This is a genomic window from Micromonospora violae, from assembly GCF_004217135.1.
GTDB lineage: Bacteria > Actinomycetota > Actinomycetes > Mycobacteriales > Micromonosporaceae > Micromonospora > Micromonospora violae.
Genome location: NZ_SHKK01000001.1, coordinates 5789661 through 5810777 on the forward strand (window position 1 = coordinate 5789661; position 21117 = coordinate 5810777).

Consider the following 21117-nt stretch of genomic DNA (forward strand, 5'->3'; position numbering starts at 1 on the left):
AACGACAGTGCCGGGTGGATCAGACTCACCGCAATGTTCAGGCGGTCCGCTTCCGTCATCTCTGGCAGAAGCCCCCGGGAGGTGCAGTGACGTACGAGGAGTTCGCGGACACGCGGCTGGCCCCGCTACTGAGATACGCGGTGATGCTGACCGGCGATCCGCACCAGGCCCAGGATCTGGTCCAGGACACCATGGTCCGGGTCCAGGTCAACTGGCGTCGGGTCGCCCGCGCCGACTCACCCGAGCGGTACGTACGCCGAATGCTCACCAATCAGTACGTCGACTGGCGGCGCGGCTCGTGGGTGCGCCGGGTGCTGTTGCGTGGGGAGCCGGACGCGTCGGTGCCGGCGCCCACCGACCATGCCCAGTCTGCCGTGGACCGGGATCAGATCTGGTCCTGGCTGTCCCGGCTGCCGCGTCGGCAGCGGGCCGCCCTGGTGCTGCGCTACTACGAAGACCTGCCCGACGTCGAGATCGCCGACATCCTCGACTGCGCCGTCGGCACCGTCCGTTCGTCCATCTCCCGGGCCCTGGCCACGCTCCGGGCCGAGTACGTGGAGGCGTGAACATGATCGAAGATGACCTGCGTGCCGCGTTCGCCCGGCACGAGCCGTTGACCCCGTCGACCGGCCCGCTGCGAGCCGCGATCGACCGGCTCGCCGCCGTTCGCCGTCGCCGCCGGCAGCGGTTCCAGGCCGCTGGCGTCGCGCTCGCGCTGCTGGCCGCGCTCGGAGTCGGCGTGCCGCAACTGCGCCCCGATCGGCCGGCGGCGGACCCGTTGTTGCCGGGGCAGTCGGCGGGCGAGCGCTCCGAGGCGCTGAATGTCCTGCTGCTCGGTGTGGACGGCTTCGGCGAGGCACCGTCGTACCGATTGGCGGATTCCGTTCTGCTGGTGCACATTCCGGCCGACCGGAGTCGGCCGTACCTCATCTCGTTGCCGCGCGACCTGGAGGTGTCGATCCCCGGCCGGGGAACCGACAAGCTCAACAGCGCGTTCTACCACGGTGCCGGTGCGCCCCGGCCCGACCTGGACGCCGGCTACGACCTGACCCGCCAGGTGGTCGCCGATCTGACCGGGGTACGCGTCGACGCCGGCGTGGTGCTGACCTTCGCGGGGCTACGCAAGATCACTGAGGCGGTCGACGGGGTGGAGGTCTGCCTACCGAAGGAGGTGCGGTCCTGGCACACGCGACGGGTCTTCCCGGCCGGCTGTCAGCAGCTCGACGGTGCCGCCTCGGTCGACCTGCTGCGGCAGCGGCGGTACCTGCCCGACGGCGCGTTCGATCGGGACCGTAACGCCCAGCGCTACGTCGACGGGCTGATCCGCCGGGTGGTCGCGCAGGACGTGCTGACCAATCCGGCCCGGCTCGCCGCGCTGCTGTCGGCCGCCGGCAAGAACGTGACGGTCGACGACGACGGCCTGCCGCTGACCAAGCTGGCGGCGGTGCTACCCGAGCTGAAGAGCGTCGACCCGGTGGGGCTCAGCCTCCCGGCCGGCCCGTCCGGGGACAACGCCGCGCGGCTGTCGCTGGACCCGAAGCAGGGCCCGGCGTTCCTCGCCGCGCTGGCCGAGGACCGGTTGGCGCAGTGGGTGGAGCAGCACCCGGGGCAGGTCAACCGCACCCGGTGATCCGAGGAGTTTGCGACGGTGCCCCGCCGGCCAGGTTCGGGCGGCGGGGCACCGGTCGGACGGGGTGGGGTCAGGCGCCGAGGCGGGTGGGGCGGCGTCGGCCGAACAGGTAGCCGGCCACACCGGTGACGAGCAGCAGGACGCCGATGCCGGCGATCAGGGTGGTGGGGGTGCCGGTGATGGGCAGCGAACCACCACCGCCACCACCGTCGCCATCACCACCGTCGCCATCATCGTGGCCACCGCCGCCCTGGGCCGCGTTGACCACGATGGTGGCCCGGTCGTTGGCCGGTTTGGTGTCGTCCTCGAAGCTGCCGCCGCCGGGGCACTCACACGGCGCGTTGACCCACACCGTGCCCCGGGCGTTGGGAACGACCTTGTCGATGCGGAGCCGGAACGTCACGGTGTAGCTCCGCCCGGCCACCAGGAGCATCTCCGAGGCGCACTGGTACGTGCGGGTGCCCGGCCGCAACTGGCAGCTGTCGGGGACCTCCACGGCGGTGGTGCCCGGCGGCAACTCGACGGTGCTGTGGGTGGCGGCCTCGTAGTCGTCGTTCACCTTGTCGAGCGTCGCCGGGCCGTTGTTCCGGAATCCGACGGTGGCCGCGACGACGGCGCCGACTCCGCCCTTGAGCGTGGCGCCGATCGCCGCGAGGTCGGTGCCGTTCGTGCCGGTGGCCTTGACGATCCAGCCGGTGTGGTCGTTGCCCGGGCCGACATCGGTCTGGGCGGCCTGTCGCAGCCTGCCGGGCACCTCGGTCAGCGTCAGTTTCGGGCCGCTACCCGGGGTGGCCGTCTGTGCGCCGACGGCTTCCCGCACCCGGGTCAGGTCCTCGAAGTCGGCCGTGGTCATGAACTGGGCGTGGCCGGACTGGTTGGTCGGCGCGTAGGTGTCCTTGCCGAGTTCGAGGTTCAGCGTGGCGACGAGCGCGGTGCCCACCGGGATCTCCTCGTCGAACTGGCAGGAGACCAGGTGGTCGTCGGAGTAGCGGCAGTTGCTGAACCGGTCCTTGGTCCGGATCGCGTAGGCGAGGTCGAAGACCGCGACGAATCCGCTGACGGCCGTGTCGCCGGCGTTCGCCACGGCCAGCGGCACGGTGAACTTCCCGCCCGGTTTGGCGGAGACGGTGGTGTACGGCCCGCCGGCGAGATCCACCGCCTCGCCGACCCGGACCTGCGAGGTGTAGCTGCCCCGTCGCCCGCCGGCGGCCTGGAAGCTGACGACGACGTCGCCGGAGTCACCGAGCTGCGCATCGTCGGTGAGGCCGAGGCGAACCTGCTTGGCCGCGTTGCGGTAGACCCCGCTGCCCAGAGGTGGCATCTCGGTGAGGGCGACCTCGCCGGGCTCCGTGCAGACCAGAACGCCCGGCTCCGGTGCGTCGCACTCCTGCCCGTCGGCCGGGGCCACCGTGATCGTGCCGGACAGGGAGCGGTAGTCGTACCGCACGGAGACGTCGGTGAGGACCATCGGCTCGTCGGCGTACAGGAACACCGCGCGGGTGGTTGCCGCCGCGCCGACCGCCAGGGTGGCGTCCTGGAAGTAGGGCTCGATGGTGGCCGCGGCGACGGCGGGGGTGGCGGAGGCGGCGACCAGTGCGCCGGCGGCGCCGAGCCCGGTCAGCCAGCGGAGCGAGTGTTTGAGCATGGGGGTCCTCCCGTGGGCGTACGCGTGGCGCCCGTCCAACCTAGGGAGAGTCCGGCCCCGCCGTAACCCTCTGGGATCGATATTTGTCGTACGGGCCGAACGGCTGAACACCCCTGTCGCAACGGGCAACCGACCCGGCGGCGGGGTCAGCGATAGTCGTCCTCGTCCCCGGTGACCACCCGGGCCTGCTCCATCGCGTCCCAGTCGTCGACCTCCAGACCGCGGTGTGGCTCGGTGTCGACGTCGGCGGGGCCGGCGACGGTGGCCTGCTCGACCGCGTCCGCCGGATTTGCCTCCGGGTCGCGCTCGTTGGGCGCGAGGTGATCGCCGGGGGTGAAGTCCTCATCGGGCTGACCCATCGTCCCTCCCGGGGTCTCGGAGCACGGTTCCCACCCACCGTACGGGCTCGGCGGGCGTGCCGCCCGGAAGCGGAGTAGGCGGAATCAGCCCTCGATGACGCGGCCCGATGCCAGGATGGTGCCGTGGGCTTCCTCATCAGGCTGGCGATCACCGCGGTCGCGTTGTGGATAACCACGCTGATCGTGCCCGGGGTGGACGTGCACGCCCGATCGGGTGGCAACACCGTCCTCACCCTGATCGTGGTGGCGCTGATCTTCGGCGTGATCAACGCGGTGCTCAAGCCGGTGATCCGAGTTGTCGGCTGCGTGTTCTACCTCCTGACCCTGGGGCTGTTCGCGCTGGTCGTCAACGCGTTGCTGTTCCTGCTCACCGACCGGATCGCCCGCGGGCTCGACCTGCCGTTCCAGGTGGACGGTTTCTGGGCGGCGTTCTGGGGAGCCATCGTGATGACCGTGGTGACCTGGTTGATCAGCGTCATCGTGCCGGACAACCTGGACCGGCGGTGAACGGCTAGCACCCGGGTCGGTTGTTCCGGCGCACCTCACCTACGGGATACTTCCGGGCGGAGGACAGCGCGGTCCGGCGCACAAATGAAGAACAGCGGCCAGCACGGCCGAGAGTGGTAAGTAAGGAGCACATCACATGCCCATCGCTTCCCCCGAGGCTTACGCGGAGATGCTGGACCGCGCCAAGGCTGGCCGGTACGCGTACCCCGCGATCAACGTGACCTCCTCCCAGACGCTGAACGCGGCGCTCAAGGGCTTCGCCGACGCGGAGAGCGACGGCATCATCCAGGTCTCGACCGGTGGCGCCGAATACCTCTCCGGCCCGTCGATCAAGGACATGGTCACCGGCGCGGTGGCGTTCGCCGCGTACGCGCACGAGGTGGCCAAGAAGTACTCGGTCAACATCGCCCTGCACACCGACCACTGCCCGAAGGACAAGCTGGACAAGTTCGTCCGTCCGCTGATGGGCATCTCGCAGGAGCGGGTGAAGCGCGGCGAGGAGCCGCTGTACCAGTCGCACATGTGGGACGGCTCGGCCGTGCCGGTCGCGGAGAACCTGGAGATCGCCGCGCAGCTCCTCGACGAGGCCGCCAAGGCCAAGATCGTCCTTGAGATCGAGGTCGGCGTCGTCGGTGGCGAGGAGGACGGCGTCGAGAACGCCATCAACGACAAGCTCTACACCACCACCGAGGACGGCCTGGCCATGGTCGAGGCGCTCGGCCTCGGCGAGAAGGGCCGCTACATGGCGGCGCTGACCTTCGGCAACGTGCACGGCGTCTACAAGCCGGGCAACGTCAAGCTCCGTCCGGAGATCCTCAACCAGATCCAGGAGGCGGTCGGCGCCAAGTACGGCAAGGACAAGCCGCTCAGCCTGGTCTTCCACGGTGGCTCGGGCTCCCTGCTGAGCGAGATCCGTGAGGCTCTGGACTACGGCGTGGTGAAGATGAACATCGACACCGACACCCAGTACGCCTTCACCCGCCCCGTCGCCGACCACATGCTGCGCAACTACGACGGCGTGCTGAAGATCGACGGCGAGGTCGGCAACAAGAAGCAGTACGACCCGCGCGCCTGGGGCAAGGCCGCCGAGGCCGGCCTGGCCGCCCGGGTCGTCGAGGCCTGCGAGCACCTGCGCTCGACCGGCACCACGATGACCAAGTAACGACGTCCCACCCGACGGCCGGCCCCCCACCCGGGGAGCCGGCCGTCGTCGTCACGTCGTCAGCAGGCGTACCGCCTCGCGAACGTCGTCGGTGAGGTGGATCGTCGACGACAGGTCACCGATCGGGGACGCGGCCAACAACGGTCGCAACAGCGCCTCCACCGGCAACTCCTGCGTCCAGTAGGCGCGGTCCAGGAAGATGTACGCCCCGCTGGCGCCGTCAGTGCCGTAGTAGGTCTTGGTGGCCGCCTGGAACACCTCCTGCACCGTGCCCGCCCGCCCCGGCGCGAAGACGATGCCGCCCCGGGCGAGGCGCAGGATGGTGTCCTCCCGGATCGCGTTCGAGAAGTACTTCGCGATCCGCCCGGCGAACAGGTTCGCCGGCTCGTGCCCGTACAGCCAGGTCGGGATGGCCAGACCACCCGCCCGCGCCCAGCCCAACTCGTCACCACGTTGCCGGGGAACCCCCGCGTACCGCTGCCGGACCGTCAGCGCGGTGGCCGTGTACCGGTGGTGGTCGGTGAAGTCGGGGGCGGTGGCCAGCAGGTCGATCGCCGCCGTCACATCGGTGGCCGGCCGGTCCGCCAGGTAGGCACCGAGGTTCGCGGCCTCCATCACCCCGGGACCACCGCCGGTCACCACCAGCCGGTCGGCCCGCGCCAGCTCCCAACCCAGCACGGCCGCCATCCGGTACGCGGGACTGCCGCGCCGCACCGCGTGCCCGCCCATGATGCCCACCACCGACTGCGGCCCGTACGCGGCCAGCCACGCCCGGGTGGCGTCGCCCAGCGCGTTGTCCACGCCGTGGTCGTGCAGCCGCTGACCCAGCGCCTCCTTCACGTCCGGAAGCGCGCCGCCGTGCGCCCGGTAGTGGTCGTACACCCGGGTGTCGTACATCCCGGTGAACCCGCCCTCGGCGAACCCGGCGGCCAGGTCCTCCGGGGTGTAGAGGTGGGTCGGCTGGGTCGGGTACGGCAACCCCGAGAACGGCGGCACCACGTTCGCGCCCCGCCGAACCAGGTCGGCGCCCACGTCCCGGGACGCGAACCGGCAGCCCACGAAGAGGGTGCCGACGACGTCGACGCCGGTCAGGTCGGGCGCCGGCGCGAGATCGAGCCGCAGGCCCTGCACGGTCAGCCCGGTCAACCGGCCGGTGGCCAACTGTTGGTCGAACTCGGCCCGGGTCTGGATCTCACCGGCATGCAGGTGCGGCTCGATGACGTCCGCGGGAGGTGGGGTCGGCACCCGGCCATCCTGCCCGTGCGCCGGGGCCGGCCAAACCTCGGGCCCGGGGGTGGCACGGACAGGAGCCCGGCGGTCGTGGCCACCGGGCTCCTGCATTACCGGTTCCTGGGGAGGCTCCGGACCATTAGTTGTAGTGGAAAACACCAGGCAGCGGCATAGGCCGCAGGCGTGACCAACTCCTCAGCCGTTCAGCGGAACACGTTGGCCGACCCGCTCGCGTGTCGCCCTGTCCAGCGGGTTGAATGGGGCGATGCAGAACCTTTTGCCAGAGCCACCGGCCACCCGCCTGCCCGTGAACGACGAGGCCGACGCCGCCCTGGCCGCCGCCGCCGAGGCCGGCACCGATGAGGCGTACGCCAACGTGGCGGCCGGTTTCCCGACCTACAGCGCGGCCTGGGCGGAGCTCGCGGCCCGGGCGTTCGCCGAGGGCCAGGTGGTGATGGCGTACGCGTACGCCCGCACCGGCTACCACCGGGGCCTCGACCAGCTGCGCCGCAGTGGGTGGAAGGGGCACGGCCCGGTGCCGTGGTCACACGAGCCCAACCGGGGCTTCCTCCGCTGCCTGTACGTGCTGTCCCGCGCCGCCGACGAGATCGGCGAGGCCGACGAAGCGGCCCGCTGCGCCCAGTTTCTGCGCGACTGCGACCCGGAAGCCGCGGACGCGCTCGCGAGTAACTGACCCCGCCCCGACGGCCGGCCCGACCCCGGGCCGGCCGTCGGCGGGCTACAACCCTTCGGCGACCGCGGCGGCGATCTTCAGCCAGGCGTCCCGGGTGGCCGAGGAGAGCCCGCCGTACCGGATCGGCTCACCACTGTCGATGAGCCGCTCGTACGGGGCCAGCAGCACCGCCCGGGTGCGGGCCGCGAAGTGCTCCTGGATGGCCGGCAGGTCGATCTCCTTACGGGACGGCGGCATCGACACCACCGTCACAGCCTGCCGGACCAGCCGTTGCCGGCCGCTCTGCTCCAGGTGGTCGAGCATCCGGGCGGCGGTCTCAGCGGAGTCGTTACGGGCCGACATGGTGACCACCAACTGGTCGGTGGCGTCCATCGACGCCTGCCAGTTCTGCGCCCGGACGTTGTTCCCGGTGTCCACAAAGATCAATTTGTAGAACCGGCTGACCACCTCACGGATCTCGGCGAACGCGGCGGCGGTCAACATCTCGCCACCGGTGGCCGACTCGTCCGAGGCCAGGACGTCGAACATCCCCTCGCCCTGCGAACGGACGTACTGCGACAGGTCACCGACCCGCCCGTGCGCGCCCTGGAACTGCCCGAGGTCGCGCAACATGTCCCGCACGGTGCGGGAGTGGAAGTCCTGTTGGGCGCGCATCCCCAGGGTGCCCTGGGTCTCGTTGTTGTCCCAGGCCAGCACGTAGCCGCCGCGTTTCTGACCGAACGTCATCGCGAGCAGCAGGATGGCCACCGTCTTACCGGCGCCGCCCTTCGGGTTGACCACGGTCACCTGCCGCAGACCGCCGAAGTTGCGGCGGACCATCTCGATGTCCCGCTTGAGCTCCTGCTCGTGCCGCCCCGGAGAGAGCCGGAGCAGGCCCATCTTGTTGACCACCGCGCGTACACCCATGGTCGCCACCGGCTCGGCGGGTCGGACCTGGCGGCGTCGGGCGAAGTCCTCGGCGGTCGGCGCGGCGGTCTCCTCCGGTGTCCAGCTCGCATCCGGATACGCGGTCGCATCCGGGTACGGCGGAGCCGGCACCCGGGCCACCCCGTCGGCCTCCTGGTACGGCTGCCCAGGCGTGCCGCCGGGCGAGCCCTGCTGCCAGGGCGGGGGGTACCAACCCGGCGAGGGCGGGAACGGCCCGGGTGGTGGGGTCGCCGGCCCGGCCTGCGTGGGCGCATGCTGCGCTGCGGGAGGGATGTGCGGCGGGGTGCTGAACTGCGTCAGGTCGGGAGGAGGCGGAATCTGCGCCGGGCCGGCCTGACCGGGGATGGCCGGCGTGAACGACTGCCCGGGGTGTGCCTGCCCGGGGTGTGCCTGTGCGGCCTGTGCCTGTGCGTTGTGTGCCTGTCCGGGGTGTGCCTGTGCGGGGCCGGTGTGTGGGACGACCGGGGGCGGTGGAACCGGAGGTGTCGCGCTGACCTCGTCCTGGGCGGGTGCCGCGCCGGCCGGGCGTTGCGGCGGATACGCCCACGGCGACTCGGCGATCGGCCGCGCCGGCCCGTCTTCACCGGCCCCACCAGTCGGTCGCGGTGCCGGCTCACCAGCCTGCGGCACCGGCCCACCAGCCTGCGGTGCCGGCCCACCGGCCTGCGGTGCCGGCCCACCGGCCTGCGGCGCCGGCCCATCGGGCTGCGGGGACGGCCCGTCAGCCTGCGGCGCGGGCGTGCCGGGCTGGGGTCCGGGCGTGGTTGGCCGCGGCGCCGGCCCATCAGGTTGCGGCGGCGGTCCGGCCGCCGTCGGGCGGTCGGCGGCTACCGCTGCGGCGGGGCGGTCGGTGGCGGCGCTGGGGCGATCCAAGGTGAACGGTAGGTCCAGGTCCACGCCACCCGGGGTGGTCGGCACGGCGGTCGGACCCCGGTCGCCGGGAGGTGCCGGCGTCGCCGCGCCGGCCCTGCTGGTCGCGTCGGGTGCGGCATCGGCCGGAGCGCTTGCGGCGCTCGCCGCTGGTTGGCCGTCCCTCGGCGCGGAGGTGGTGTTCGGTGTCGCCGTGGCGGCGGGGGTGCCGGCACCAACTGGCCCGCCGTTGCTGTCGGGGCCGGTTGCCGGTGGGGTCGGCTGCGCGCCGGTTGCGGGCGGTCCGGGCGGTGATGACACGGCCGGGTCGGTCGGTGGCGGCCAACTTGGCTGCGCCGGGGCCCAACCCGACCCGGACGGGCCGTTCGGCCCCCACCCCCCAGGCGCGGGGACCGCGTCGCTGAGTGACGGGTAGTCCGAGGGAGAGGGCGGCGGCAGCGCCGCAGAGCCGGGTTGGCCGGGGACCGGCGGTCGTCCGATCGGAGGCGCGGCCACCGGTGGCGTGACGGGCGACGTGACCGAGGACGGCCCGCCCCGTTGCTCGGAGACCGCAGCCCAGGGTGGCACCGCGCCCCGGTCGCCCGAATCTGGCGGCCAGGGTGGTTCGATGTCCCGCTCCGGCACCGGCTGCTGGCCGGGCACCTGCGCCCGGTCGGCGTTCTCGTCCATTACGGCCCTCCCCAGTCCTCCTGCGAGGATAGGCCCATTCGCCGGGCAGGGCCGATCGACGCAGGCAGGTCGGGCGGTCGGCGTGGTCCGGGTCAGATCGACCAGACCGCCCACGCACCCGGCTCGATCCACCACGAACGCTTGCGGGTCAGCTCGCCCTCGACACCATCGTCGAGGTACGGCACCTTGCCCTCCCGGGGCAGCACCGAGACCGCCCGGCCACGGGCCCGCCGAACTTCGAGGCGTACCCGCTTGCGCCCCCACGCCGAGCGGACGACCACCGGAACGGCCACCGCGACCTCGACCTTCCCGTCCGCCGGGTCCGGCGCGGTCAGCAGCGTCACGTCGTCGAGCGTCGCGTACCCGCCGGCGTTGCCGACCGCGCAGGCCAGCAGCGGTTCCGCACCGTCGGTGAGAATCGCGTCGTCGACCTCCACCCGGGCGCGCCAGTGCAGCGGCCGACCGGCGTCGTCAGCGGCGCCGAGAAGCGCGCCGTCCAGGGTCACCGAGCCGCCGTCGTTGCGGAGCAGGTCCAGCCGGCGTGGCTTGCCGTCCAGCACCGCCGCGGCCACCGCCGCCGGGTCCCGGGGCAGCCCGAGCTGCGCGGCCAGGTCCCGGTGGGTGCCACCGCGGGCCGGATCAAGCGGGAGTACGGCCACCGGTGGCAGGTCGGGCAGGGTCCGGTTGGCGGGCAGGTCCGCCGGGCGGCGGCTCGGCGCCGGGGCGTACCGCCGGACCAGCCGGCGCAGCACGGCGCGCAACTGTCCGTCGCTGGCCGTGGCCACGACCAGCCGGGTCTTGCTGTCCGAGTCCGGCCAGGTGAGGCCGTCCGGGCGGGCTGGGCCGTCAAACCGGGCCAACACCGCGTCGATCTCCGCGTCGGAGCGGGCGGTGACCGTCTCCACCCGAGCGCCCCGGGCGTTCAGCGCATCGGCGCAGGCCAGCACCGGCACCCGTGGCCGTTCCGTCGCGCACTGCTCAACGTCGGTCCGGCCGGTGTCCGTGTGGCCGGTGTTCGTCAGGTCGGTGTCGGCCTGACCAGCGGTCGTCTGGCTCGTCGGGTCGGTGTCGGCCCCGGTCGCCCCGCCGCAGCAGGCCCCGCCGTTGCCACAGCCCCCGGGAGCGTCCCGCTCCGAACCGAGGGTGAGCAGCACCACGTCGTACACGGAAGGAGCCTCCTGCCTCTCGGCGCGACCCCTGCCGGGCACGCCGTCACTACTTGTTAACCTGACACCCCGGGCTCGCCGAGCGGTCGCCACCTGGCACCCGAGCCTTCTGGAGGCGGAAAAGATGCCAGCGATCGTGCTCATCGGCGCTCAGTGGGGCGACGAGGGCAAGGGCAAGGTTACCGACCTGCTGGGTGAGCGGGTCGACTACGTCGTGCGCTACTCCGGCGGCAACAACGCCGGACACACGGTGATCACCCCGGACGGGCAGAAGTACGCGCTGCACCTGATGCCGTCCGGCGCGCTCTCACCGGACGCGATGATCATCATCGGTAACGGTGTGGTGGTCGACCCGAAGGTGCTGCTCGCCGAGATCGACGGCCTGGCCGAGCGCGGCGTCGACGTGTCCCGGCTGCGGATCTCCGGTGACGCGCACCTGATCATGCCGCACCACCGGGCGCTGGACCGGGTCATCGAGCGCTACCTCGGCTCGTCCCGGATCGGCACCACCGGCCGCGGCATCGGCCCGGCGTACGGGGACAAGGTCGCCCGGATCGGCATCCGCCTCCAGGACCTGCTCGACCCGGGCATCCTGCGGAAGAAGCTGGAACTCGCGCTGCGCGAGAAGAACCAGATCCTGTTCAAGGTCTACAACCGCAAGGCGATCGACCTTGAGGCGACCGTCGAGGAGTACCTGGAGTACGCGGAGCGGCTCAAGCCGTACATCGCGGAGACCCGGGCGATGCTCTGGGACGCGCTGGACCGGGGCGAGACGGTGCTGCTCGAGGGTGCCCAGGCCACCATGCTCGACATGGACCACGGCACCTACCCGTTCGTGACCTCGTCCAACCCGACCGCCGGTGGGGCCTGCGTGGGCGCGGGCATCCCGCCCACCGCGATCAACAAGGTCATCGCGGTGAGCAAGGCGTACACCACCCGGGTCGGCGCAGGGCCGTTCCCGACCGAGCTGTTCGACGCCAACGGCGACCACCTGCGCAAGATCGGTGCGGAGTACGGCACCACCACCGGGCGGGAACGCCGGTGCGGGTGGTTCGACGCGGTCGTCGCCCGGTACGCGTGCCGCCTCAACGGTGTCACCGACCTGGTGATCACCAAGCTGGACGTGCTCACCGGCCTGCCCACCGTGCCGATCTGCGTCGGCTACGAGATCAACGGCGTCCGGGTCGACGACATGCCGATGAGCCAGACGGACTTCCACCACGCCAAGCCCGTCTTCGAGGAGCTCGACGGCTGGTCGGAGGACATCACCAAGGCCCGCAGCATCGACGACCTCCCGGAGAACGCCCGTCGCTACATCGCGAGGATCGAAGAACTCTGCAACACCCGAGTGAGCGTCGTAGGCGTAGGCCCAGGCCGAGAAGAAAACGTCCACCTCCACCCCCTCCTCCCCTAAACCCCACCCCAGGCCCTCCCCCTCTTCGGCCCCCTCCGGCCCCGCCCTCTTCGGTGATCATGAGGTTGACGGAGTATTTGATCTACAAAGGTCCCGTCAACCTCATGATCACGAGATGGGGCATTTGTTGTCCACAGGGTTATCCACAGGGGTGGTGGTTGGGTGGAAGAGCGGTCAGCGTGGGCTTTGTGGATCGCGCAGGGCTTGTTCGCTCGATTGCTGCCGCCCAGGATGACCTGATCACCCGGGCGCAGGCGCTGGCAGCCGGCTTCAGCCGGCACGACATCGATCACCTGGTGGCGGTGGGCCGTTGGCGGCCACTTGCTCGAGCGGTCTATCTGACGGACGGCTCGCGCGGTGAGCCACCTCCTCGGCGGTGCCGCATTCGCGCCGCAGTGCTCTCCCTGGGCCCGGGGGCTCATGTGGTGTTCGGCACCGCCGCTGAGTTGCTCGGCATCGCCGGGCTGCCGCGTCGCGACGAGATTCATGTGGCGTTGCCGGGCAGGGCGGCGAAGCTGGCGCGGGTGTCGGATCCGGCGATCGTGCTGCACCAGCTCGAACACCAGCCGGGCACGGTGGTGCAGGTGAGCGGGATCGCGGCGAGCGAGCCACGGTTGACTGTCGCCGAAATCATTCTGCGGGAGCACCGGTACGCAGCGGTCTCGGTGCTCGATTCGGCTCTCAACCGAGGACTACTCACGGCCGAGTGTCTAGCAACCGTTCCGGCGCTGATTCGGGGTCGACGAGGTGCCGTCGCAGCCCGCCGCTACCTTGCTGAGGCGGATGGCCGGGCGCAGTCGCCGCTGGAGACGCGCACCCGGCTCCGGTGTGTGGACGGCAGGGTGCCGCCGGACGCTTTGCAGCTGGAAGTGCGCGACGACGACGGCTATCTGCTGGGCGTCGGCGACCTGGGTTGGCGCGGCCCGAGGCTGATCGCCGAAGCGGACGGCCGAGACGCGCACGGCACCCCGGAGGCCGCCTACGCCGACCGCCGTCGCCAGAATCTCCTGGTCAACGCTGGCTGGACCATTCTCCGTTTCACCTGGCAGGACACCCTCCACCCGGCCTACATCCCGCACACGGTCCGGCAAGCGATCGCAGCCCTCCGTGCCCGTTGATCGTGAGCCGGTTGATCATGAGGTTAGCGGGCGGATGGATCATCAAACGACCCGCCAACCTCATGATCAACGGGAGCGTCTGGGGGGGACAGTAGGATGCCGGGTTGTGCGGGTTCTTTTGGTGGGTGGTGGTGGGCGGGAGCATGCGCTCGCGCTCGGGTTGGCGGCGGACTCGGCGGTCTCCGCCCTGATTGCGGCGCCGGGTAATCCGGGGATCGCCAACGTGGCTGAGCTGCGGACGGTCACCGCGACAGATCCGGCCGCAGTGGCGGCGTTGGCCGTGGAGACGGCGGCTGACCTGGTGGTGATCGGGCCTGAGGCGCCGCTGGTCGCCGGGGTCGCCGACGCGGTACGCGCCAAGGGCATCGCCGTGTTCGGTCCGTCCGGCGCGGCCGCCCAGTTGGAGGGCTCCAAGGCGTTCGCCAAGGACGTGATGACCGCCGCTGGCGTGCCGACCGCGCGGGCGTACGTCTGCACCGACGAGCAGAGCACCGCCCAGGCGCTGGACGAGTTCGGCGCGCCGTACGTGGTGAAGGACGACGGGCTCGCCGCCGGCAAGGGCGTGGTGGTGACCGACGACCGGTCCGCCGCGTTGGCGCACGCCCGGGAGTGTGGACGGGTCGTGGTCGAGGAGTTCCTCGACGGCCCGGAGGTGAGCCTCTTCGTGGTCACCGACGGTGAGGCCGCGCTGCCGTTGTTGCCGGCACAGGACTTCAAGCGGCTCGGCGACGGTGACACCGGGCCGAACACCGGCGGCATGGGGGCGTACGCGCCACTGCCCTGGGCCCCGTCCGGCCTGGTCGACGAGGTCATGCGCGATGTGGTCCACCCGACGCTCGCGGAGATGCGTCGCCGGGGCACCCCGTTCGCCGGCCTGCTCTACGTCGGGCTTGCGATCACGGCGGCCGGCCCTCGGGTGATCGAGTTCAACGCGCGCTTCGGTGATCCGGAGACGCAGGTGGTGCTCGCGCTGTTGGAGACCCCGCTGGGTGGGCTGCTGAACGCGGCGGCCACCGGCACGTTGGCCGAGCACCCGCCGCTGCGGTGGCGGGACGGCAGCGCCGTCACGGTGGTGCTCGCCTCCGCGGGTTACCCGGCCGCGCCGCGCACCGGCGACGTGATTACCGGCGCGGAGGGTCCGGGCATCATCCACGCGGGCACCGCCCGGCGGGCCGACGACGGCGCGTTGCTCTCCGCCGGCGGTCGGGTCCTCTGCGGTACGGCCACCGGCTCCGACCTGGCCGCCGCGCGGGATTCCGCGTACGCGCTGGTCAACGGGGTGGAGTTGGCCGGTTCGCAGCACCGCACCGACATCGCCGCCGCCGCGATCGAGGGGCACATCACGATTCCGGGCTGATGCCGGGCAACCCTCGCCCGCCTCGACTCCGTTTGTTCCGTGAGGCGAGGGGGTGGCGGATGCCGGTCGATGTCGAGGGCTACCGCGACTACGTCGGCGCGCGGCTGGAGCCGTTGCGTCGCACGGCGTACCTGTTGTGCGGTGACTGGCACACGGCTGACGATCTGGTGTCGATGGCGTTGGTCAAGCTGCTCAGGCATTGGCCGCGGGTGTCCGCGATGGACAGCCCGGACGCGTACGTCCGGCGGACCCTGTTGCGGGTCTGGCTGGACGAGCGGCGCCGGCCGTGGCGACGCGAGGCCGCCTGGGCCGAGGTGCCGGAAGGGCCGGCTGCGGCAGGCGGCACGGACGGCGCCGCCGACCGACTGACCATCCTCGCTCTGCTGGCCGAGTTGCCTCCGCGTCGTCGGGCGGTCCTGGTGCTGCGTTACTTCTGTGACCTGTCCGTGGAGGAGACCGCCCGCGAGTTGGGCTGCACCGTCGGCACCGTGAAGAGCCAGTCGGCTCGCGCGATCGAGGCGCTGCGCGGTCGCCTCGTTGACGTGCCGACTCGAATCGAGGAGGTACGGACCGATGGATGAGCTGACGAAGTACTTCCGGGAAGCCGTGGCGGGGTCGCCGCCGAGCCGGATCGATCTGGACGGGTTGATCGCCGTCGACCGGCAGCGCCGTCGACAGCGGGCGTGGACGTTGACCGGTGCCGGGATGGCTGCGGCCGTCGCCGCCGTCGCGGTTCCGACCCTGGTCGCCGGGCCGGGACCAGGCGGGATGGCGCTGCCGCCGATGAGCTCCGGGTCAGGCGACACGTTGCTCTGCGCGGCACCGATCCCGTTGGTCAGTGGACCGGAGCCGTCGTCGCAGACGTACGACACGGTGCGCGTGCGCCCGACGGAGCCTTCGGAGGCGGGCGTACCTCGGCTGACCGCAGCCCTGCGGGCGGCTCTGGCCGGCACCGTGCCCACGAACCTCACAGTGACCGGGGCGGTGCCCGAGTGCGATCGGCCGCAGTTCGCGTACGAACCTCCTTACCGGCAGTACGAGACGATCGCGACCCTCAGCCGCGACGGGCGGCGCAGCCATCTGAGGGTGACCGTGTATCCCACGCCGGCCGACGCGAATGCGGACTGTGCGAACGCGCCTGACGGCCGCAACTGCGAGGTGTGGGGGCTGGGCGACGACGGGGTGGCGATGCTCAGCACCAGTACGGACCCGGCCGGGGGCACGCTTCGCTGGGTGCAGCTCATGCGGGTTGACGGCACGTCGGTAACCATCACCGTAGGTAATCTTCTCTACGGGGACACCGGTTCAGCCGATCTGGCTGCCCGGGAGGCGCTGTTGACCTCGCAGGAGCTGGTCGAGCTGGCGCGGGCGCCGGGCCTGACCCTCTATCCCTGAACGGCGGTCAGCCGTAGTAGCGGCGCAGTTCGCGGGCGAGCACCTTGCCGGTGGCGTTGCGGGGCAGGTACTTCACGAAGATCACGTCCCGGGGGACGCTGAATCGGGCCAGGAAGCGCCGGACGTATTCGCGTACCGCCTCGGGGTCGAGCGTCTCGCCGGGGTGCAGAGCGAGGAACGCGGACAGGCGTTGGCCGTACTCGGGGTCGGGGACGCCGATCACGGCGGCTTCGCGGACCTGCGGCAGTTGCGCGAGCAGGTCCTCGACCTCGGACGGGAAGACGTTCTCGCCGCCGGAGACGATCATGTCGTCGGCCCGACCGTCGACGAAGAGCAGTCCGTCGGCGTTGAGCCGGCCGAGGTCGCCGGTGTCGAGCAGGCCGTCGTGGGTTTCCCGGCTGGCACCGGAGGTGTAGCCCTCGAAGAGCATCTCGTTGCCGACGAAGATCCGCCCGACCCGTCCGTCCGGTACGGGCTGGCCGTCGTCGCCGAGCAGCTCAAGTCGGGTGCCGTGCGGTGGACGACCGGCGGTGGTGGGCGCCTGACGCAGGTCCTGCGGGCCGGCGATGGAGGCCCAGGAGACCTCGGTGGACCCGTAGAGGTTGTAGAGGACGTCTCCGTAGACGTCCATGAACTTCGGTGCCAGCCCGCCGGGTAGGGCGGAGCCGCTGACGGCGACGACCTTGAGCGGGGGGCGCGGGTCTGGCGGGGGCACCTCCAGCAGCCGCTGCACCATCACCGGTACGGCGAAGAGGGCGTCGCAGCGGTGCGTGGTCAGGGCGGCGAGCGTGGCGCTCGGGTCGAAGCGGCGGTGCAGCACGATTGTGGCTCGCAGGGCGAGGCAGACCTGGAGGGCGGCGAATCCCCAGGTGTGGAAGATCGGCGCGGCGATCATCACCCGGTCCCGGGCGTGCAGGGGGATGCGGTCGGTGATGGACACCAGGGGGCCGAAGCCGCTGGGTGTCGGCCGGCGAGCGCCCTTGGGCGTGCCGGTGGTGCCGGAGGTGAGCACGATGATCCGGCCGTCGCGTTCGGGCGGGTGCAGGTCACCTGGCAGCGCGCCGGCCACCAACTCCTCGCGGGCGCGTTCGTCGAGCCGGGGCAGGTCGGCGGGGAGGCCGAGGACCCGCTCGGCGAACTCGTCGTCGTGCACCAGCAGCCGAAGCCGCTGTTCGTCGGCGACGGTGCCCAGTTGGGCGGCGCTGAGCCCGGTGTTGACCAGCACCGCGTCGACGCCGAGCAGGGTGGCGGCGACGATCGTCTCGATCAGCCCGTGGTGGTTGCGGCAGAGCACGCCGATCCGGTCGCCGGCCTGTACGCCGAGGCCGGCCCGCATCGATCGGGCCATCCGTTCGGCCCGGTCGAGCAGGTCGTGGTAGGTCAGCTCGACGCCGTCCTCGTCGATGACGGCGGGGCGGCCCGGGTCGCGGGCGGCTGCTTGGCGTAGCTCGCCGGCCAGGCTCCACCCCCACGTTCGCAACGCGTTGAGCTGCGCGGCGACCCGGATCGGGCCGCCGGGGGCGAGTAGCCCGCGTCGGGTCAGCGTGGCAACGAAGAACGGCAGGTCCATGCCGCAGACCTCCTCGGGGTGGTGCGCGGACGGGGCGGTGGCCCACCCGTCCATCAGGGCTTCTTTCCTTGATCATGCACTGGGCGCGGCTGGAGGCCCAGTTGGCGGCGGCGTGGGGTGACGAAGACGGCACAGATCGTGGAATGCGGCCGCGGCCCGACCCGTGGCGGAGGGTCGGGCCGTGGCGCAGGGCCGGACCGTGGCGCCGGGCCGGACCGTGGTGCCGGGCCGGACCGCAAAGGCGGTCAGCGGATCTGCATCCCGGAGATCGCCCGGGAGATCACCAGTCGTTGGATTTCCGAGGTGCCCTCGAAGATGGTGTAGATCTTGGCGTCCCGGTACCAGCGCTCGACCGGGTGGTCACGCAGGAAGCCGGCCCCGCCGAGCAGTTGCACCGCCTTCTCGGTGACCGACACCGCCACCTCGCCGGCCTTGAGCTTGGACATCGACCCCTCGCCGGCGGTGAACGGGCGGTTGTTGCGGCCCATCCAGGAGGCCCGCCAGACCAGCAGTCGTGCCGCGTCGATCTCCATCCGCATGTCGGCCAGCGTGAACGCGACCGCCTGGTTCTCGATGATCGGACGTCCGAACTGGACGCGGTCCCTGGCGTAGTCCAGCGCGTACTCGTAGGCGGCCCGGGCAACGCCGAGCGCCTGGGCGCCGACCGTGGGTCGGGACAGTTCGAAGGTGCGCATCGCGGCCTGTCCGGTGGCCCGCTGACCGGAGCGGGCCCGGTCGAGGCGTTCCAGCAGGGCGTCACGTCCGCCGAGCAGACAGCGGCCGGGTACGCGTACCCCGTCGAGGAAGACGTCGGCGGTGTGGGACGCGCGGAGGCCGAGTTTGCGCAGCTTGCGGGTGGCGGCCAGGCCGGGGGTGCCCGGTGGTACGACGAACGCCGCCTGGCCACGGGAGCCGAGCGTGGGGTCGACGGAGGCGGTGACCACGTGCACTCCGGCGATGCCGCCGTTGGTGGCGTACGCCTTCTGGCCGGTGAGCACCCATTCGTCGGTGGCCTCGTCGTAGACGGCCCGGGTGCGCATCGCGCCGACGTCGGAGCCGGCTTCCGGTTCGGTGGTGCAGAAGGCGGCGACGGCCGGCGAGTCGACGTCGCCGAAGCACTGCGGCACCCATTCGACCATCTGATCGGGGGTGCCGGCGCCGTAGATGGCGGCGACGGCGAGTGAGGTGCCGAAGATGCTCAGGCCGATGCCGGCGTCACCCCAGAAGAGTTCCTCGCTGGCGATCGGCAGGGAGAGCCCGGTCGGGTCGGCCCAGCAGGTGGCGAGGAATTCGAAGCCGTAGAGGCCGACCTTGGCGGCTTCCTGGATCACCGGCCACGGGGTGTCCTCGCGCTCGTCCCACTCGGCGGCGGCCGGGCGCACGACCTCGGCGGCGAAGCCGTGCACCCAGTCGCGGAGGTCCCGCTGTTCCTCGTTCAGGTCGAGCGAGAACTCAGCCATGTCAGGCCTTGGGGATGTCGAACAGGTTGGCGATGTTGGCGGCGAGGCCCAGGTCGCCCTTCGCCTTCAACTTGCCGGTCATGAACATCATCACCGGGTTGGCGCCACCGGAGACGATCTTCAGGAACTCGACCGGGCCCATGGTGAGGCTCAGCTTCGGGTCGTGCTGCGGGGTCTCGTTCACCACGCACGTGCCGTCGGCGATGACCACCTCGTAGGTGTCGCTGCCGCCGTCGGGGCGACCGGTGATGACCCAGTGGATGACCGCGTTGGTGGAGCCGGCCCGGTCCGCGCGGAACAGCGACGGCATCCGGCCGAACACCTCTGCCAGGATCTTGCCGCGCAGGTCGCCGGACATCACCTGGGCGATCTTGTCGTCCGGGGTGGACTTGACCAGCTGGGCGAACTCCTTGGGGCCGACGTTGGCGAAGGTGGCCGGGTCGAAGTCAGTCATCAGGTGCGCCTTCCGGAAGATTTGGCTACTCGCGCGTAACCCTACGCACGAGTAGGTATGCTCGCAAGGTGTCCACCGTTCCCGCCTTCAAGCGACTGCCCCGCGCCGTCCGCGAGCAGCAGATGCTCGACGCGGCCGTGAAGGTCTTCTCCCGGCGCGGCTTCCACGCCGCCAGCATGGACGAGATCGCGGAGGACGCCGGCATCTCCAAGCCCATGGTCTACGCGTACCTCGGCACCAAGGAGGAGCTCTTCGTCGCCTGCCTGCACCGGGAGGGCACCCGGATGATGCAGGCCATCGCCGGGGCTGCGACGGCCCCCGACCTACCGGCCGACGAGCGGCTCTGGCGCGGGTTGAAGGCGTTCTTCGGCTTCGTGGGCGCCCACCGGGACGGCTGGGCGGTGCTCTACCGGCAGGCCCGGGGCGAGCAGCCGTTCGCCGGCGAGCTGGCCACCATGCGGACCCGGCTGGTCGAGGTGGTTGCCGGAATGCTCGACCACGCGCTGCGCGCCGAGGGCCGCGAGATCGCCGCCCTCGACCTGGAGGTCGTCGCGTACGCCCTGGTCGGCGCGTCCGAGTCGCTGGCCGACTGGCTGGCCGACCACCCGGAGGCCGACCCGGAGAAGACGGCCACCCGGATGATGAACGTGGCCTGGCTCGGTGCCGCCCAACTCCTACACGGCGTCACCTGGCGTCCGCCGGCCGACTGACCTCACCCCACCGGCAGCCGATCCACCGGCTCGGCCGTCGGCAGAGTCGACCGGCGGCGGTCGCGGAGCCAGCGGACCACCTCGACGACCACCGTCACCGTCAGGGCGAGACCCAGACCGAGCAGGAGACCCCGCAGCGGGTCCTGCTCGAAGGCCAGCCCACCGAGGTAGCCGACCAGCGCCGAGTAGATCCCCCAGGAGCCGGCGGCCAGCGCGTCGAAGGCGAGGAACCGTCGCCGGGGATAACGCACCGCGCCCATGGTGAGGGTGACGGCGGTGCGGCCGCCCGGAACGTAGCGGGCCACGGTGAGGATCAGGCCGCCGCGCGTCGCGATCCCCCGGCGGGCCCAGTCGGCGGCGGCCCGACGTCGACCGTCGGGCGGCAGCCGGTCGAGCAGTCGGGTGCCGCCGCCGCGTCCGATGGCGTACGAGATGTGGTCACCGACCAGCGCCCCGGCGGCGGCCACCAGAATCACCGCGGGCAGGTACGGCGCCCCGGAGGCCGCGAACACCCCGGCGGTGATCACTGCCGTCTCGCTCGGCACCACGGGGAAGAAGCCGTCGAGCACCGCGATCGCGAAGATCGCCAGGTACACCCAGGGCGAGGACATCGTCTCGTGCAGCAGGTCGAGCAGTTCCATGATCCTGATGCTCGTCGGGGCGGTGGCTGCCGACATCGGCCAGTGGTCAGGTGGGCGGCACTACTTAGGTAGCGTCCGGCCCGGAGCGCGGGTCGGGGTCATCCCCCACCTCACCCGGGTCCGGCGGCGCGCGGTGGGC

General features: G+C 71.6%; 20 protein-coding genes. 11 read left to right on the forward strand and 9 right to left on the reverse strand.

Going from position 1 to position 21117, the window contains the following annotated elements; all coding sequences use genetic code 11:
- Positions 1-86: 86 nt before the first annotated feature.
- Both EV382_RS26035 and EV382_RS26040 read left to right on the forward strand, forming a co-directional pair.
- Positions 87-566: a SigE family RNA polymerase sigma factor gene (locus tag EV382_RS26035; protein ID WP_130406076.1), complete on the forward strand. Its 480-nt coding sequence runs from the start codon at positions 87-89 to the stop codon at positions 564-566.
- 2 nt (positions 567-568) lie between these two features.
- On the forward strand, positions 569-1630 hold the full coding sequence (locus EV382_RS26040) for an LCP family protein (protein WP_130406078.1): 1062 nt from the start codon (positions 569-571) through the stop codon (positions 1628-1630).
- A 70-nt stretch (positions 1631-1700) separates the two neighbouring features.
- On the opposite strand, the gene EV382_RS26045 is transcribed toward EV382_RS26040, so the two are convergent.
- The gene (locus EV382_RS26045; protein WP_130406080.1) at positions 1701-3275 is read right to left on the reverse strand and encodes an LPXTG cell wall anchor domain-containing protein; all 1575 of its coding nucleotides are present in this window, start codon (positions 3273-3275) and stop codon (positions 1701-1703) included.
- A gap of 146 nt (positions 3276-3421) precedes the next feature.
- Complete coding sequence (locus EV382_RS26050; RefSeq protein WP_130406082.1) at positions 3422-3634, reverse strand: hypothetical protein; 213 nt, start codon at positions 3632-3634, stop codon at positions 3422-3424.
- A gap of 123 nt (positions 3635-3757) precedes the next feature.
- On the opposite strand from EV382_RS26050, the gene EV382_RS26055 reads away from it, so the two are divergent.
- On the forward strand, positions 3758-4141 hold the full coding sequence (locus EV382_RS26055; RefSeq protein ID WP_130406084.1) for a phage holin family protein: 384 nt from the start codon (positions 3758-3760) through the stop codon (positions 4139-4141).
- Between the two features lie 136 nt (positions 4142-4277).
- Complete coding sequence (fbaA, locus tag EV382_RS26060) at positions 4278-5303, forward strand: class II fructose-bisphosphate aldolase (RefSeq protein WP_130406086.1); 1026 nt, start codon at positions 4278-4280, stop codon at positions 5301-5303.
- 51 nt (positions 5304-5354) lie between these two features.
- On the opposite strand, the gene EV382_RS26065 is transcribed toward fbaA, so the two are convergent.
- Positions 5355-6548 carry an LOG family protein gene (locus EV382_RS26065; RefSeq protein WP_130406089.1) on the reverse strand — a complete coding sequence of 398 codons (1194 nt, stop codon included), beginning with the start codon at positions 6546-6548 and terminating at the stop codon, positions 5355-5357.
- A 250-nt stretch (positions 6549-6798) separates the two neighbouring features.
- Between EV382_RS26065 and EV382_RS26070 the strand changes: the two genes are divergently transcribed.
- On the forward strand, positions 6799-7227 hold the full coding sequence (locus EV382_RS26070) for a DUF3151 domain-containing protein (RefSeq protein WP_130406091.1): 429 nt from the start codon (positions 6799-6801) through the stop codon (positions 7225-7227).
- 45 nt (positions 7228-7272) lie between these two features.
- On the opposite strand, the gene EV382_RS26075 is transcribed toward EV382_RS26070, so the two are convergent.
- Positions 7273-9027: a MinD/ParA family ATP-binding protein gene (locus EV382_RS26075; RefSeq protein ID WP_482806123.1), complete on the reverse strand. Its 1755-nt coding sequence runs from the start codon at positions 9025-9027 to the stop codon at positions 7273-7275.
- 758 nt (positions 9028-9785) lie between these two features.
- Positions 9786-10859 carry a diacylglycerol kinase family protein gene (locus tag EV382_RS26080; protein ID WP_130406095.1) on the reverse strand — a complete coding sequence of 358 codons (1074 nt, stop codon included), beginning with the start codon at positions 10857-10859 and terminating at the stop codon, positions 9786-9788.
- Between the two features lie 124 nt (positions 10860-10983).
- Here EV382_RS26080 and EV382_RS26085 point away from each other — a divergent pair, with 124 nt between their 5' ends.
- The 5 genes from EV382_RS26085 (at position 10984) to EV382_RS26110 (ending at position 16143) form a co-directional block, all read left to right on the forward strand.
- Positions 10984-12273 carry an adenylosuccinate synthase gene (locus EV382_RS26085; protein ID WP_130406097.1) on the forward strand — a complete coding sequence of 430 codons (1290 nt, stop codon included), beginning with the start codon at positions 10984-10986 and terminating at the stop codon, positions 12271-12273.
- 59 nt (positions 12274-12332) lie between these two features.
- On the forward strand, positions 12333-13391 hold the full coding sequence (locus EV382_RS26095) for a type IV toxin-antitoxin system AbiEi family antitoxin domain-containing protein (RefSeq protein WP_244236816.1): 1059 nt from the start codon (positions 12333-12335) through the stop codon (positions 13389-13391).
- Positions 13392-13497: 106 nt separating this feature from the next.
- Entirely contained in the window at positions 13498-14748 is a 1251-nt protein-coding gene (purD, locus tag EV382_RS26100; protein ID WP_130406099.1) for a phosphoribosylamine--glycine ligase, read from the forward strand.
- A 59-nt stretch (positions 14749-14807) separates the two neighbouring features.
- Positions 14808-15329, forward strand: a complete 522-nt coding sequence (locus EV382_RS26105; protein ID WP_130406101.1) for a SigE family RNA polymerase sigma factor — start codon at positions 14808-14810, stop codon at positions 15327-15329.
- Positions 15322-16143, forward strand: coding sequence for a hypothetical protein (locus tag EV382_RS26110; RefSeq protein ID WP_130406103.1), 822 nt, complete (start codon positions 15322-15324; stop codon positions 16141-16143). The genes EV382_RS26105 and EV382_RS26110 overlap by 8 nt, the downstream gene beginning before the upstream one ends.
- 7 nt (positions 16144-16150) lie before the next feature.
- Here the strand turns inward: EV382_RS26110 and EV382_RS26115 are convergent, their stop codons facing one another.
- From EV382_RS26115 to EV382_RS26130, 3 genes are all read right to left on the reverse strand, one after another.
- Entirely contained in the window at positions 16151-17713 is a 1563-nt protein-coding gene (locus EV382_RS26115) for an AMP-binding protein (RefSeq protein ID WP_130409203.1), read from the reverse strand.
- A gap of 245 nt (positions 17714-17958) precedes the next feature.
- Positions 17959-19173 (reverse strand): acyl-CoA dehydrogenase family protein, encoded by a 1215-nt coding sequence (locus EV382_RS26125; protein WP_130406105.1) that lies wholly within the window; start codon positions 19171-19173, stop codon positions 17959-17961.
- A gap of 1 nt (position 19174) precedes the next feature.
- Positions 19175-19627, reverse strand: a complete 453-nt coding sequence (locus EV382_RS26130) for an SCP2 sterol-binding domain-containing protein (protein ID WP_130406107.1) — start codon at positions 19625-19627, stop codon at positions 19175-19177.
- Positions 19628-19695: 68 nt separating this feature from the next.
- On the opposite strand from EV382_RS26130, the gene EV382_RS26135 reads away from it, so the two are divergent.
- A complete protein-coding gene (locus tag EV382_RS26135) occupies positions 19696-20337 on the forward strand; it encodes a TetR/AcrR family transcriptional regulator (RefSeq protein ID WP_130406109.1) in 642 nt (213 codons plus the stop codon).
- A 2-nt stretch (positions 20338-20339) separates the two neighbouring features.
- Here the strand turns inward: EV382_RS26135 and EV382_RS26140 are convergent, their stop codons facing one another.
- On the reverse strand, positions 20340-20978 hold the full coding sequence (locus tag EV382_RS26140) for a DedA family protein (protein ID WP_425271937.1): 639 nt from the start codon (positions 20976-20978) through the stop codon (positions 20340-20342).
- Positions 20979-21117: the final 139 nt, after the last annotated feature.

Bases quoted from the DNA above. Each gene is read 5' to 3' on its own strand.
- EV382_RS26070 (WP_130406091.1), top strand. From the start codon at position 6,799: ATGCAGAACCTTTTGCCAGAGCCACCGGCCACCCGCCTGCCCGTGAAC.
- EV382_RS26045 (WP_130406080.1), bottom strand. From the start codon at position 3,275: ATGCTCAAACACTCGCTCCGCTGGCTGACCGGGCTCGGCGCCGCCGGC.
- EV382_RS26085 (WP_130406097.1), top strand. From the start codon at position 10,984: ATGCCAGCGATCGTGCTCATCGGCGCTCAGTGGGGCGACGAGGGCAAG.
- EV382_RS26140 (WP_425271937.1), bottom strand. From the start codon at position 20,978: ATGGAACTGCTCGACCTGCTGCACGAGACGATGTCCTCGCCCTGGGTG.
- EV382_RS26130 (WP_130406107.1), bottom strand. From the start codon at position 19,627: ATGACTGACTTCGACCCGGCCACCTTCGCCAACGTCGGCCCCAAGGAG.
- EV382_RS26125 (WP_130406105.1), bottom strand. From the start codon at position 19,173: ATGGCTGAGTTCTCGCTCGACCTGAACGAGGAACAGCGGGACCTCCGC.
- EV382_RS26105 (WP_130406101.1), top strand. From the start codon at position 14,808: ATGCCGGTCGATGTCGAGGGCTACCGCGACTACGTCGGCGCGCGGCTG.
- EV382_RS26040 (WP_130406078.1), top strand. From the start codon at position 569: ATGATCGAAGATGACCTGCGTGCCGCGTTCGCCCGGCACGAGCCGTTG.
- fbaA (WP_130406086.1), top strand. From the start codon at position 4,278: ATGCCCATCGCTTCCCCCGAGGCTTACGCGGAGATGCTGGACCGCGCC.
- EV382_RS26095 (WP_244236816.1), top strand. From the start codon at position 12,333: ATGAGGTTGACGGAGTATTTGATCTACAAAGGTCCCGTCAACCTCATG.
- EV382_RS26115 (WP_130409203.1), bottom strand. From the start codon at position 17,713: ATGGACCTGCCGTTCTTCGTTGCCACGCTGACCCGACGCGGGCTACTC.
- EV382_RS26110 (WP_130406103.1), top strand. From the start codon at position 15,322: ATGGATGAGCTGACGAAGTACTTCCGGGAAGCCGTGGCGGGGTCGCCG.
- EV382_RS26050 (WP_130406082.1), bottom strand. From the start codon at position 3,634: ATGGGTCAGCCCGATGAGGACTTCACCCCCGGCGATCACCTCGCGCCC.